Source organism: Thermoanaerobacter uzonensis DSM 18761 (assembly GCF_900129115.1).
Lineage (GTDB): Bacteria > Bacillota > Thermoanaerobacteria > Thermoanaerobacterales > Thermoanaerobacteraceae > Thermoanaerobacter > Thermoanaerobacter uzonensis.
Genome location: NZ_FQUR01000019.1, coordinates 1 through 12,447, shown reverse-complemented (window position 1 = coordinate 12,447; position 12,447 = coordinate 1). Strand labels below are relative to the sequence as shown.

General features: G+C 33.6%; 13 protein-coding genes and 1 tRNA gene. 9 read left to right on the top strand and 5 right to left on the bottom strand.

Annotation, left to right across the window (positions count from 1 at the left end):
- Nucleotides 1-135 precede the first annotated feature (135 nt).
- Both BUB32_RS10680 and BUB32_RS10675 read left to right on the top strand, forming a co-directional pair.
- Entirely contained in the window at nucleotides 136-2,601 is a 2,466-nt protein-coding gene (locus tag BUB32_RS10680) for an ASKHA domain-containing protein (RefSeq protein ID WP_072969367.1), read from the top strand.
- A 55-nt stretch (nucleotides 2,602-2,656) separates the two neighbouring features.
- Complete coding sequence (locus BUB32_RS10675) at nucleotides 2,657-4,357, top strand: ABC-ATPase domain-containing protein (RefSeq protein ID WP_072969366.1); 1,701 nt, start codon at nucleotides 2,657-2,659, stop codon at nucleotides 4,355-4,357.
- Nucleotides 4,358-4,415: 58 nt separating this feature from the next.
- On the opposite strand, the gene BUB32_RS10670 is transcribed toward BUB32_RS10675, so the two are convergent.
- Nucleotides 4,416-4,504, bottom strand: a tRNA-Leu gene (locus BUB32_RS10670).
- 154 nt (nucleotides 4,505-4,658) lie between these two features.
- Here BUB32_RS10670 and hflX point away from each other — a divergent pair.
- A complete protein-coding gene (gene hflX / locus BUB32_RS10665; protein WP_072969365.1) occupies nucleotides 4,659-5,900 on the top strand; it encodes a GTPase HflX in 1,242 nt (413 codons plus the stop codon).
- On the opposite strand, the gene BUB32_RS10660 is transcribed toward hflX, so the two are convergent.
- The gene (locus tag BUB32_RS10660) at nucleotides 5,890-6,372 is read right to left on the bottom strand and encodes a DUF3189 family protein (RefSeq protein ID WP_042832874.1); all 483 of its coding nucleotides are present in this window, start codon (nucleotides 6,370-6,372) and stop codon (nucleotides 5,890-5,892) included. The two genes, hflX and BUB32_RS10660, sit on opposite strands and share 11 nt — an antisense overlap.
- 220 nt (nucleotides 6,373-6,592) lie before the next feature.
- On the opposite strand from BUB32_RS10660, the gene BUB32_RS10655 reads away from it, so the two are divergent.
- The 3 genes from BUB32_RS10655 (at nucleotide 6,593) to BUB32_RS10645 (ending at nucleotide 8,254) form a co-directional block, all read left to right on the top strand.
- Complete coding sequence (locus BUB32_RS10655) at nucleotides 6,593-7,021, top strand: NUDIX hydrolase (protein WP_003869745.1); 429 nt, start codon at nucleotides 6,593-6,595, stop codon at nucleotides 7,019-7,021.
- Between the two features lie 89 nt (nucleotides 7,022-7,110).
- Nucleotides 7,111-7,761 carry a YigZ family protein gene (locus BUB32_RS10650; RefSeq protein WP_072969364.1) on the top strand — a complete coding sequence of 217 codons (651 nt, stop codon included), beginning with the start codon at nucleotides 7,111-7,113 and terminating at the stop codon, nucleotides 7,759-7,761.
- An 82-nt stretch (nucleotides 7,762-7,843) separates the two neighbouring features.
- Nucleotides 7,844-8,254, top strand: coding sequence for a CoA-binding protein (locus BUB32_RS10645; protein ID WP_072969363.1), 411 nt, complete (start codon nucleotides 7,844-7,846; stop codon nucleotides 8,252-8,254).
- Nucleotides 8,255-8,280: 26 nt separating this feature from the next.
- Here BUB32_RS10645 and BUB32_RS10640 read toward each other — a convergent pair whose 3' ends face one another.
- Together BUB32_RS10640 and BUB32_RS10635 are read right to left on the bottom strand one after the other, a co-directional pair.
- Nucleotides 8,281-8,634, bottom strand: a complete 354-nt coding sequence (locus BUB32_RS10640) for a sulfite exporter TauE/SafE family protein (protein WP_072969362.1) — start codon at nucleotides 8,632-8,634, stop codon at nucleotides 8,281-8,283.
- Nucleotides 8,631-8,987, bottom strand: coding sequence for a TSUP family transporter (locus BUB32_RS10635; protein ID WP_072969361.1), 357 nt, complete (start codon nucleotides 8,985-8,987; stop codon nucleotides 8,631-8,633). Before BUB32_RS10635 ends, BUB32_RS10640 begins: the two co-directional genes overlap by 4 nt.
- A gap of 131 nt (nucleotides 8,988-9,118) precedes the next feature.
- Between BUB32_RS10635 and cysK the strand changes: the two genes are divergently transcribed.
- Both cysK and BUB32_RS10625 read left to right on the top strand, forming a co-directional pair.
- Entirely contained in the window at nucleotides 9,119-10,039 is a 921-nt protein-coding gene (cysK, locus tag BUB32_RS10630) for a cysteine synthase A (RefSeq protein WP_072969360.1), read from the top strand.
- Between the two features lie 60 nt (nucleotides 10,040-10,099).
- Nucleotides 10,100-10,840: a YebC/PmpR family DNA-binding transcriptional regulator gene (locus tag BUB32_RS10625; RefSeq protein ID WP_029688331.1), complete on the top strand. Its 741-nt coding sequence runs from the start codon at nucleotides 10,100-10,102 to the stop codon at nucleotides 10,838-10,840.
- A 19-nt stretch (nucleotides 10,841-10,859) separates the two neighbouring features.
- Here BUB32_RS10625 and BUB32_RS10620 read toward each other — a convergent pair whose 3' ends face one another.
- Nucleotides 10,860-11,306 carry a chemotaxis protein CheW gene (locus BUB32_RS10620; protein ID WP_072969359.1) on the bottom strand — a complete coding sequence of 149 codons (447 nt, stop codon included), beginning with the start codon at nucleotides 11,304-11,306 and terminating at the stop codon, nucleotides 10,860-10,862.
- Nucleotides 11,307-11,416: 110 nt separating this feature from the next.
- On the opposite strand from BUB32_RS10620, the gene BUB32_RS10615 reads away from it, so the two are divergent.
- Nucleotides 11,417-11,983, top strand: a complete 567-nt coding sequence (locus tag BUB32_RS10615; protein ID WP_072969358.1) for a hypothetical protein — start codon at nucleotides 11,417-11,419, stop codon at nucleotides 11,981-11,983.
- The last annotated feature ends 464 nt before the right edge of the window (nucleotides 11,984-12,447 follow it).

Sequence of the window (12,447 nt, the reverse complement as noted above, 5' to 3'; positions counted from 1 at the left end):
AAGCCCTTAAATGTCAATTGCATTTTGTGATAAGTAAGGGTTTTCTATATAAATTTTTATTTGCGATTTTTACTATAGAAATTTATAATAATAAACAAAACGATATGACAATATGGGATTTAATGAGGTGTGGAAATGTTTAGTAAAGATGTTGTGCAGAAAGTAAAAGACTTGTCATTAGAAAAATTAAAAAACATGAATTTTGATGTGGATCAATATTTAATTAAGGAAGCAACTGGCGAAGTACAGAGCTTAATAGATTACAAAATGATTCACCAAGTATGTGATAATTTTCATATTGATGAGAGAGAAAATAAAATAATCTTTAAAACTGGAGATTATTTGTTTGGGGATTATATAGTAAAAAATTTGAAAGAAGCGGAATATATAATTTTAGCAATCATTACACTGGGAGATAGAATAGATAAAAAGGTAAATGATTATTTTTCAGAAAGTAATTACACAAAAGGAATGATTTTAGATGTTATTGCAGGCGTGTTCCTTGAAATATTGACGAATAATTTTTGGGAAGAGGTAAGAGAAAACGCGCAAAAGTATGGTAAAGAAGTTACAGATATTTTTTATCCAGGAAATAAGTGGGACATAAAAAATCAGGCTGTGATTTGTAAACTTGTGGACAGTTCAAAAATCGGTGTAAATATTAATCACAGTTTTATCATAACACCCCAAAAAACAGTGTCTTTTGTATGTGGAGTAGGAGAAAATGTCAAAAGACCTGTAAAAAAATCAGTCTGTGACGATTGTGAATCCAAAAATTGTATTTATAGAAACGTTCCTGGTGAATCTAAATATAAAGTGACTGTACGTTTTAGTAGTAATACAAAAATTATTGAAGCAAGTGAAGGAGAAAATTTGTTTCACATTCTTGTAAGAAATGGAATAAAACTTAACAATTTTTGTGGTGGTAGTCGGATTTGTGGTCAGTGTAAAGTTATATTAAATGAGAAACTTGATATCTCTGATGATGAAAAATACTTTTTGACAGATAAAGAAATAAAAAACAATGTTCGGCTTGCGTGTTTTGTTGAGATAGATAGGGATTTAGAGGTCAAAGTACTTTCTGAAGAGCAAAAAGCAAAGATATTGACGAAAGAAAATGATTTGTTAAGTATTGAGTCACACCCTCGCATAAAAACTTCTACAGTAGATATTAGAAGACCAACTTTAAACGACCAAGGAGACTATGTTAAAAGAATTAAAGAAGCTGTGGGTGGAGAAATAGAAATTCCTTTAGGGCTTTTAAGTAATCTTCCTGAAGTTTTAGAAGAAAATGATTATAAGGTAAATATTACTATTAGAAAAAATGAAATAATTTCTATTAAAAAAGCTGCTTCAAAACAATACAACTATGGTATAGCATTAGATATAGGAACTACTACTATTGCTGCTTATTTGTATGACTTAGATGGAGGTAAGGAAGTAGATGTGTATTCATGTTTAAATCCGCAGAGAACTTTTGGGGCTGATGTTATAACGAGAATAACTTATAGTATTTCTAATTCTCAAGGATTATATCAGTTGCATTCAGCTCTAATAAATAAAATAAATGAGATTGTAGAAGAGCTTTGTGTAAAAAATTCTATAGACAAAAGCGATATACATGAAATTGTAGCAGTAGGTAATCCTACAATGATACATTTTCTTTTAAATGTATCTTCTAAGAATATAGCAGTATCTCCGTATGTGCCGACTTTTACGTCAAAGATAGAAGTAAAAGCAAAAGAAATTGGCATAAACATAAACAAGGAAGGATACGTAATAACATTACCGCTTATATCTTCTTATGTAGGAGCAGATACTGTAGCAGCGGTTTTGGCAAACAAAATTGACCAATCTGACGAACTATGTTTGCTTGTAGACATAGGAACCAACGGCGAAATGGTATTGGGGAATAAAGATAACCTTATTGCTTCTTCGGCAGCAGCAGGCCCTGCTTTTGAAGGAGCAGGAATAACTTTTGGACTAAATGGCGTAGAAGGAGCTATAGACCATGTAGATTTTAGTAAAAGACCTTTTTATACTACAATAGGGAATAAAAAAGCTAAAGGAATATGTGGTTCCGGTATTGTAGATATTATTTCTGAACTTTTGAAGTACGGCATTGTTGATATTACTGGCAGATTTTTGTCTAAAGAAGAAGTTAAAAATGTACCTGTTGATATTGCAGAAAGGATAACTCTTTACAAAGATGAACCGGCATTTTTAATAGAAAATGGAATATATGTGACGCAAAAAGATATAAGGCAAATACAGCTGGCAAAAGGTGCCATACTTGCTGGCATTAACATCATGATAAAAGAAATGAGCATTTATGTAAATGAAATAAAAAAAGTTTTTTTAGCAGGAGGATTTGGAAATTATATTCTTCCTGCGAGTGCAATAGCAATTGGGCTTTTACCAAAGGAACTTCAAGGCAAAATTCTTCAAGTAGGCAATAGTGCTGGAGTTGGTGCGATAATGGCATTGCTTTCTGATAAAGAATTGGAAAGAGCTATACATCTACAAAGTAAAATAAGCTATATAGAACTATCAACTCATGAAGATTTTCAAAATGAATTTGTAAAAGGAATGTATTTTTAATAAAAGTGGAGATTAGAATAAAAAATTGGAAATTATAACAAAGGAGTGTTTACAGATGACAAAAGAATACCTTAAGAAAAAGCTTGATAAAATAGATGGAAAGGGGTATAAAGCTTATAAAGACCTTGAAGGAGAATATGAGTTTGAAAAATTTATACTGTATATTGACCATGTTCAGGGAGACCCTTTTGCACCTCCTTCTAGGATAAGGGTTAAAGTGCCCCAAAATATGGCTGATTTTGAGTTTTCCATGTATAACAATCCTTCAAGGCAAGTTGCTTTAGAAGATTTTTTGACAAGGTCAGTTTTTGAAGTTATAAAAAGTTTGCCTCCTTTAAAAGGTACAGGACATAGTGGTGATATTTACATAGACAAAGGTGGTCAACAAATAATTAAAAGAAGTGCAATGGTAGTTAATAAAGAATACGTAGAAGCAAGATTGAGCATAGGACTTCCTGCTTTTGGTAGACGAATAAATGGTAGCGGTGCCCAAAGAATATTTCTTGAATTTTTACCTCAAATTGTAGAGAAAAGTCTTTTAAAAAAGAGCCTCAACGTACAAGAGATATGGCTATGGGTTGAGACATTGGAAGACCAAGATTACCTTAGAAGTCAACTAAAAGAGAGAGGGCTTGTGGCTTTTGTGGCTGATGGTGCGATTCTTCCTAGAGAAAGCGGCATAAGTGATAGACCTTTAAAAGATGGTAATGTAGTACCTTTTGAGTCGCCGAATAGCTTGAGGGTTAAGTTTCAACTTCCAAATCGAGGAGAGATAACGGGGATGGGAATACCCGAAGGAGTTACGCTTATTGTGGGTGGTGGTTATCACGGCAAGTCTACCTTGTTACAAGCTATTCAAAAAGGGGTATACAATCACATACCAGGTGATGGCAGAGAGTTTGTTATAACTGTAGCTGATGCAGTAAAAATAAGAGCAGAGGATGGCAGAAGGATAGAAAAAGTAGACATAAGTCCTTTTATAAATAATTTGCCAAATAACGTAGATACCACAAGGTTTACTACCGAAAATGCCAGTGGCAGTACTTCTCAAGCAGCAAATATTATTGAGGCGATAGAAATAGGCACTAGCTTACTGCTTTTGGACGAAGATACTTCAGCTACTAATTTTATGATAAGGGATGCGAGGATGCAAAAACTGATTGCAAAAAAAGAAGAACCTATAACTCCTTTTATTGATAGAGTAAAACAGTTATATAAAGATAATGGCATTTCTACGATTTTAGTTATGGGTGGCAGTGGGGATTATTTTGATGTTGCAAATTGCGTAATTAAAATGCACAACTACAGACCCTACGATGTCACACAAGAGGCAAAGAAAATTGCAAAAGAATTTAAAACAAATAGGGAAGTTGAGGGAAATAATGAGCCTATAGTTATAAAACCAAGAATTCCTCTTAAAAAAGGGCTTGAGGTAAAAGGCAAAAAGATAAAGTCAAAAGATGAGGATACTATTAGATTTGGATACCAGGAGATTGAATTGGATTATGTGGAACAATTAGTGGATAAAAGTCAAACAAATGCAATAGGGGAGATAATACGCTATATTGCTAGTAAATATGTAGATGAAAAAAGCAGTATTAAGGAAATATTAGAAAAGGTATATAAGGATATATACGAAAAAGGACTGGACGTGGTATCTTCTTTTTATGGTAAGCATCCAGGCAATTTAGCATTGCCAAGACTTCAGGAAGTAGCTGCTGCATTAAATAGATTGCGAAGCTTTACTGTAAAATAAAAATAACCTCCTCCGCCACACCGGATTTGCTCGAGGAGGTTAATCCTTCATTTTCAATTGGTGCCGAAGGTGGGAGTCGAACCCACACGGGGTGTGAGCCCCACTGGATTTTGAGTCCAGCGCGTCTGCCAATTCCACCACTTCGGCGAGTTGCTACATTTGATATATTATCACAGGTTAATGAAAATTTCAATACCCTTTTTATAAAAAGTGCTGTTAATTTACCTATTTCATTATTTATAAATTCCTTTATTTGTGATATATTTATATTTACAGCACATTTTTCAAGGTTGGTGATGTTATGGAAGAGTTAAACAGAGATAAAAAAATAGAACGAGCTATTTTAGTAGGAATTGTTTCTACACCTGAAGATGAAGAAAGCATGGAAGAATTAAAAGAACTTGCTTTAACAGCTGGAGCTGAAGTAGTAGGACTAATGACACAAAAGCGCAATACAATTGACAAAGCTCACTATATTGGTAAAGGCAAGCTGGAAGAATTAAAATTCTTTGTTGAAAATCAAGAAGTTGACCTTGTCATTGTGAATGATGAACTTACTGGTACACAAATTAAAAATATGGAAGACTTTTTAAATGTAAAAGTTATTGATAGAACAAATCTTATTCTTGATATATTTGCAAAAAGAGCAAAGTCAAAAGAAGGAATGTTACAAGTAGAATTAGCCCAATTGAAGTATCGACTGCCACGTCTCGTAGGTCTTGGTGGACAACTTTCAAGATTAGGTGGAGGAATAGGTACAAGGGGTCCTGGTGAGACAAAATTAGAGACAGATAGAAGGCATATAAAGAATAGAATAAAAGCGATAGAAAAGAAGATAGAAGAAATAGAAAGGCACAGAAGTTTACAAAGGGGAAGGCGTAAGAAAAACCGTATTCCTGTGATAACTATAGTAGGGTATACAAATGCGGGCAAATCCACGCTGCTTAATGCTTTAACTAATGCAGAAGTATACGTTGAAGATAAATTATTTGCGACACTTGATCCTACTGCGCGGAGACTTGTTTTGCCTGCAGGGAGAGAAGTAATTTTGATTGATACTGTAGGTTTTATTAGAAAGTTGCCTCACGACCTTGTGGAGGCTTTTAAATCTACGTTAGAAGAGGTTAAATATGCAGATTTATTGCTTCATGTAATTGATGTGACTTCACCAGGTATGGAGGAAAAGATAAAGGTTGTAGAAAAGGTTCTTTCAGATTTAGGGGCTACTAATACCCCTACGATAAATGTTTTTAATAAAATTGACCTTTTGGAAGTTGTACCTAAAGGAAATGAAAGAGAAGTTTATATTTCTGCCAAAAATAAAATTGGATTTGATAAGTTATTGCAAGCAATAGAAAGAGAAATTTTTAAAGATGTGGAAGTAGTTGATTTTCTATTGCCTTATGATAAGACTAAAGAATACAATTATTTAAAAGAAAAAACAAAAATAATTGGAGAAAATTATAGTGAGAAAGGGATAATTATAAAAGCCGAAGTTCAAAAAGAAATAAAGGAAAGACTTAAAGATTTTATCATCTTTTAATAGCGTTGTACTCTGCTTTTTCTTGAGCCTTTACGTTTTTAACTATTTGAACAATTTTTTTATAAGCTTTTTGCGTACCATAAATGACTAAAGGCCTTCCTATAACAGGAAATTTTAAAGCAATAGAAGTAAATCCTCCAATTTTCATAATCCAATTTGTAGCACCAGTCGTGTCAATCAAAAGCAGTCCTTCGTTTGTATTGAATATATGATAGTATAAATCTTTAAGAGCTGGCTCAATTAACTTTTTAGCATTTTTTACTCCCATAGAATACACGTTGTTGCCATATTCATCAGTGCCAATAGGAACGATGTGTCCCGGGTCATTTTGGCCATTTAGTTTATCAAACAAAGGTATGCTTTCTATTTCTTCTCGAGAGGGAATTCTGTCCATTGACAGTTTTCCAGTATGTATATAAGCTGCTATTACAGAAGTATGGGTCCCACCATAACAGTGATAAATTATATGCATTTAAAACTCTCCTTCCTTGCTTTGTACATTAGATATTTTTTATAATTTAAGGATTTTTATACTGGTAAATTAATTTTCTGGTGGGAAAATTAAATTTTAATGTATAATTGTGGAGATGTGCGAAAAAATAAAAATAAAATTAAAAATTTAAGAAGGAATTTAAGAGTTTTTAAAGAATATTATATTAAGAGAAAAAATAAAAATTTTAGGGGGCTTGAAAATGTTAATAAGAGATTGCGCTGGAGGAGTTGTATTCAAAGGAGACAGTGTATTTATCCTCAAGAATGATAAGGGGGAGTGGGTGTTACCCAAAGGGGTTATTAGAAATAATGAATTACCTATTGATGTGGCTATAAGGAGAGTCTGTGCTGAAACAGGTCTTAAATCTGTTGAGGTCCTTTCTACTGCTGGTGAAACCAGCTACGAATTCTATTCTGTCACCCGTCAACGTCCTGTCTTTAATAAAATCACTTGGTATCTCATGATTACTGCCGATGAGGAATTTAATATTAGTAAAGAAGATGGTTTTGTTGATGGAGGATTTTATCCTATAGACAAGGCTTTGGAGATGATTACCTATAGTCAAGACAAATCACTTGTAAACGTTTCTTATTTTAAATATAAGACGTTGACGAAGGCTCTGGCGTAAAGCGAAAAAGCTTTAATAAAGCCTTATAAAGCCGGCAACGGCTTTATTTTTTGATTATAATTTGGTATAATGACAAAAGGGGTGCTATTTTGGCTAAAAGTTATAAAACACTATACTCTTACGGAGTTGCTGAAATCGAAATAAAGCGTTCCAGATTTATCGGACATGCTAAACCAGTTTCTTCAGAGGAAGAGGCGATAAAATTTATAGAGGAAATTAGGGCAAGTCACAGAATGGCAACCCATAACGTTTATGCTTATGTTATTGGAGAAAATGATGAAATTCAGCGTTTTAGTGATGATGGAGAGCCTTCTGGAACAGCAGGCATACCAATATTAAATGTAATCAAAAAAGAAGGATTAAAAAACGTTGCTGTTGTAGTTACAAGGTATTTTGGCGGAATATTGTTAGGAGCAGGAGGATTAGTGAGAGCTTATACAAAAGGGGCAAAAGTGGGTATTGATGCTGCTGGAATAATAGAAAAAATACCTGCGAAAAGTGTTATACTCACTTTTGATTATACTTTCCTGGGAAAAATTCAAAATGAGCTTTTAAAAAAAGGTTATTATATTAAGAATACTATATATTCAGATAAAGTTTCTATAGTATTACATATTGAAGAAGACCAGTTATCAGAATTTCAAACTTTTATAAATGATTTGACAGGTAAAAAGTGTGATATAAAGATTGGGGAAGATGTGTACCTTTTTAAAAAAGGCGATGAATATTATGGGACATAAACTTTATCTTTTATAAAAGGGTGAGAGAAAAGTAATAGGGGTGCATTAATTAAAACCCTATTGAATTAGGAGGTAAAAATGAATGGAGTGGGATTATTCCTACATAGATTACGTGGAAGAAGCTATGAAAAGAAAAATATGGGCTGTAGTAGGAGCACTCCCTCGAGAGAGTAAATATGGTTATCAAATTTACCGAACTCTTAAACTGAACGGCTATACGGCTTATCCTGTTAATCCCAAATTTCAAGAAGTAGATGGAGATCCTTGCTATGACTCTTTATCCAGCTTACCTGTAATACCAGAAGTTGTAGATATGGTAGTTCCCCCTAATAGGGGTGAACAGTACGTAGAAGAAGCAGCAAAATTAGGCGTAGAATTTATTTGGTTTCAACCAGGGGCAGAAAGTGAGGAACTGGTGGAAAAAGCTAAAAATCTTGGGTTAAAAGTTATCTATAATACCTGTGTAATGTTGGAAACAGATAAAAGGAAATAAGAGGAGGGAAGTCTCCTCTTATTTGACTATTTGCGAGGTTTTGAGAAAAATTCGTATATTCCCATACAGAATAAAAAAACAGCGAATATTTTTTTTAATATAAAGGCTTTTGTAATTACTGCTATAATAGCTCCAGCAAAACTTCCTATCATTCCACCTATTATTATAAGCAATATGATTTTATACTTTATGTTTTTACTTTTAAAATGGTATATTAATGCGATAATTGCTGTAGGAATAAAAGAAAAAAGATTAACGCTTTGAGCAATGTGTTGTTCGGTTCCAATAAAGATTGTCAAGGCAGGAATGAGAATTGTCCCTCCTCCAATTCCCATTCCTCCTACAATTCCTGAAAAAAGTCCTATTAGAAATAGTTTCATGATATCCACATCCTGACGGAAGCGATTAGCATTATTATTCCAAAAATTTTTCGTAATAAAGGTATGGAAAGTTTATTAAGAAAGTATGCGCCAATTATCCCTCCTATTGTACTTCCAATAGCTATGTTAATAGTTAAAGGAATGTCGATTATTTTATTTTGTAAATACACTAAACTACTGACTAGAGTGATAGGAAGTATAATTGAAATTGCCGTAGCATGAGCCTTATGGTCTTCTATACCAAGTAAAAATACCAATGCCGGGACTATTAAAGTGCCTCCTCCTGCCCCTAAAAGACCGTTTACCATACCAGTTATAAAGCCTATAGATAAAAGCTTTAGTTTATCAGTCATTTTTATCACCTTTTGCAGCTTGATATTATTATTTTTTCTCTAAAATTTTTTGATATTCTAATTTCCATTTGACATGTCTAGCATAGAAAGTTTAAAATTTTTATAGTAATGTACAAATGGAGGTAAATTTTATGATTGCCAACAATGTTTTTGAGCTGATTGGGAAAACGCCAGTAGTTAAGTTAAATAAAATTGTGGAGAAAGAATGGGCGGAAATTTATTTAAAATTAGAATTTTTTAATCCCGGCGGCAGCGTTAAAGATAGGGTAGCTTTTTCCATGATAGAAAAGGCAGAAAAAGAAGGAAAATTAAAAAAAGGAAGTGTAATTATTGAACCTACCAGCGGAAATACGGGAATAGGGTTGGCGATGGTAGGGGCAGCAAAAGGGTATAAAGTAATAATAGTTATGCCTGATACTATGAGCATGGAAAGAAGAATGCTTTTAACGGCATATGGGGCAGAAGTAGTTCTTACCCCTGGCAAATTCGGAATGGAAGGTGCTATAAAAAAAGCAGAAGAATTGGTAAGACAGAATAAAAACTATTTTATGCCACAACAGTTTGAAAATTTTGCAAATCCTTTAATCCATGAAGAGACTACTGCTAAAGAGATAATTGAAGATTTTAATGAAGGACTTGATGCTTTTGTTGCAGGTGTAGGTACAGGAGGAACTATTACAGGAGTAGGGAAGAAATTAAAAAGTAAATTTTCTAATATAAAGATAATTGCAGTGGAACCTTTTTCAGCAGCAGTTTTATCAGGTAAAGAACCTGGTCCTCATAAGATTCAAGGAATTGGGGCAGGCTTCATTCCTAAGGTATTAGATCAAAATGTCATAGATGAAGTAATTGCTGTAAAAGATGAAGATGCTTTTGAGGTGACTCGCCTTTTGGCAAAAAAAGAAGGCATACTCGGAGGAATTTCTACAGGTGCTTCCTTATGGGCAGCAATTGAAGTTGCTAAGAAGTTAGGCAAAGGTAAAAAGGTTTTGGCAATAGCTCCTGACAGTGGAGAGAGGTATTTAAGTACACAACTTTTTAGAGAAGATTAGATTTACAAGCCCTAGATTATTGTGTTAAAATATTTTAGACACAGTAAAGGAGGTTTTTTTATGTCAGGGCATTCAAAATGGGCTAATATAAAACACAAAAAAGAGAAAATGGATGCTAAAAAGGGAAGAATTTTTACAAAGCTTACTAAAGACATTATAAAGGCGGCTAAAGAAGGCGGTGGAGACCCTAATGCCAATAGTAAATTAAGAGATGCTATAGAAAAGGCAAAAGCTAATAATTTGCCAAATGAAAATATACAAAGGGCTATTAAAAAAGGTACCGGTGAATTAGGAGGAGCTAATTTAGAAGAAGTAATATATGAAGGATACGGTCCTTCTGGTACTGCTATAATTGTTGAAGCCTTGACTGACAATAAAAACAGAACTGCTGGTGAAATAAGGCATATTTTTGATAGGCATGGTGGTAGTTTAGGAGCAGCTGGTTCTGTTACATGGATGTTTGACAAAGTCGGAATTATAATTGTTGAAAAAAATGATTCTATTGATGAAGACGAATTAGCGATGGTTGCAATAGATGCAGGCGCGCAAGACTTTTCTGCAGAAGATGAAGAATTCGAAATAATCACTGAGCCTTCAAATTTTCAAGAAGTAAAAGAAGCAATTGAAAAAGCAGGCTATAAAATTTCTGAAGCAGAAGTTACTATGCTTCCTAAAAATACTATACAACTAAGTCCTGAAGACTACGAAAAATTTGAAAAGTTAATTGACAAATTAGAGGAAAATGACGATGTACAAAACGTTTATCACAATGTGGAAATAGAAGACGAAGATGAGGAATAAAAGAAAGAGATAGAAGAGGCTACATTTCTTCTATCTCTTTCTTTTCTTTTTCTGTTAAAACTTTATGTAAGTCTAAGTTGATGATTAATCTGTCGTTTAAATTGATAATAGAGTTTATGTACTCTTTCCCAATACCTTTTATTATGTCTGGAGCTTCTTGTATGGAACTATCGTCTACATGTAAAACTTCTGTTACTGAGTCTACGATGAAACCTACTGGTTTGTTGGTGACATTTACTACAATAATCCGATTATTGTCATTTTTTTCTGATAAAGGCAATTTGAAGCGCTTTTTTAAATCTACAATAGGAATAACTGTTCCTCTTAGATTAGTTATGCCTTCCACAAAAGAGGGAGCATCAGGTACTTTAATAATCGTCTGAAGCCGTATAATTTCTATTACCTGATTAATGTCTACGCAAAAGTCTTCATTATTTAGTTTAAAAACTACAATTTGATTTGCCACTTTACCATCTCCTCCTTTATAGATATTATTCGATATTTTTTGACAAAATCCTGCAAAGAGAATAAATTTTTTAAAATTGGTTATAATTACATAAAACAGGAGGAGATGTTATGAAAAAGCTAATTTCCTATAAACTGGTTACTATATATTTGTTAGCTATATTTATAGGAGTAATGTTTGGATATTTAATTAATGTTAAAGATAATGAAAAGCAAAGAACAGAAAAAAATATAACTTATGAACAAAAGATTTCTTCTCAACAAGAAGCTCTTGCTAAGAAATTAATTTCTCAGAGTAAACTCATATTTGAAACTAAATATCTTGAAAATGGTGAGATAGTCCGGGAGGTTCAAAATTTAACCCCTTCTCTTTATGGGAAAAGCAAGGAAGAAATTGCGAGGATATATAGTGAGTGGGAAGTTAAAAGTTTTGATGAAAACGAAATAGTTCTCTATAGGGAAAAAGAAGGATTACCTCCAGATTATTATATAATTTCCAGTATGAATGGATATGTAGTTTTATTAAAAAGCGATGGAAATGGCAATAAGGAAATTGTAGAGAAAACCGACATACCACTGGATAGTTTAACACCTTTTGACAGAGAAAGGGTGAGGGAAAATATAATTACAAAAGACAAAGATGAAGCATACCAAATATTAGCAAATTTGAGCTCTTAAGTTCTCCTATGCTTTTAGGAGAACTTCAGTTTGTTGACAAAGTTAAAAAATATTCAAAGGAGATATTTTGCATCGTCGCTCCGATGTTCCAAAGCGACAAAACTAAAGCTCGACCTTCGTGTTCCGGCAGGGTACCGGGCACATTCGACATCCTTGTCTTAGTGCCCGCCTACGCCATCCATGGCTTCGGCCCTGCCTCCACCCTCGGTCTTGCTAAGTTTTGTTACCGCTTTGTCACAAGTCGCACCAATTGCAAAATATCTCCTTTACGAAAATTTGTCTACAGTCTTAAGTTCTCCTATGCTTTTAGGAGAACTTCAGTTTGTTGACAAAGTAAAAAAATATTCAAAAGGAGATATTTTGTATCGTCGCTCCGATGTTCCAAAGCGACAAAACTAAAACTCGACCTTCAGGTTCCGGCAGGGTACCGGGCACAATCGACGTCCTGTCTCAGGTGCCCGCCT

What these genes read in the sequence shown, in the direction of transcription:
- BUB32_RS10625 (WP_029688331.1), top strand. Translation starts at nt 10,100, where the DNA reads ATGTCAGGGCATTCAAAATGGGCTAATATAAAACACAAAAAAGAGAAA.
- hflX (WP_072969365.1), top strand. Translation starts at nt 4,659, where the DNA reads ATGGAAGAGTTAAACAGAGATAAAAAAATAGAACGAGCTATTTTAGTA.
- BUB32_RS10655 (WP_003869745.1), top strand. Translation starts at nt 6,593, where the DNA reads ATGTTAATAAGAGATTGCGCTGGAGGAGTTGTATTCAAAGGAGACAGT.
- BUB32_RS10660 (WP_042832874.1), bottom strand. Translation starts at nt 6,372, where the DNA reads ATGCATATAATTTATCACTGTTATGGTGGGACCCATACTTCTGTAATA.
- BUB32_RS10640 (WP_072969362.1), bottom strand. Translation starts at nt 8,634, where the DNA reads ATGAAACTATTTCTAATAGGACTTTTTTCAGGAATTGTAGGAGGAATG.
- BUB32_RS10615 (WP_072969358.1), top strand. Translation starts at nt 11,417, where the DNA reads ATGAAAAAGCTAATTTCCTATAAACTGGTTACTATATATTTGTTAGCT.
- BUB32_RS10645 (WP_072969363.1), top strand. Translation starts at nt 7,844, where the DNA reads ATGGAGTGGGATTATTCCTACATAGATTACGTGGAAGAAGCTATGAAA.
- BUB32_RS10680 (WP_072969367.1), top strand. Translation starts at nt 136, where the DNA reads ATGTTTAGTAAAGATGTTGTGCAGAAAGTAAAAGACTTGTCATTAGAA.
- BUB32_RS10675 (WP_072969366.1), top strand. Translation starts at nt 2,657, where the DNA reads ATGACAAAAGAATACCTTAAGAAAAAGCTTGATAAAATAGATGGAAAG.
- cysK (WP_072969360.1), top strand. Translation starts at nt 9,119, where the DNA reads ATGATTGCCAACAATGTTTTTGAGCTGATTGGGAAAACGCCAGTAGTT.
- BUB32_RS10635 (WP_072969361.1), bottom strand. Translation starts at nt 8,987, where the DNA reads ATGACTGATAAACTAAAGCTTTTATCTATAGGCTTTATAACTGGTATG.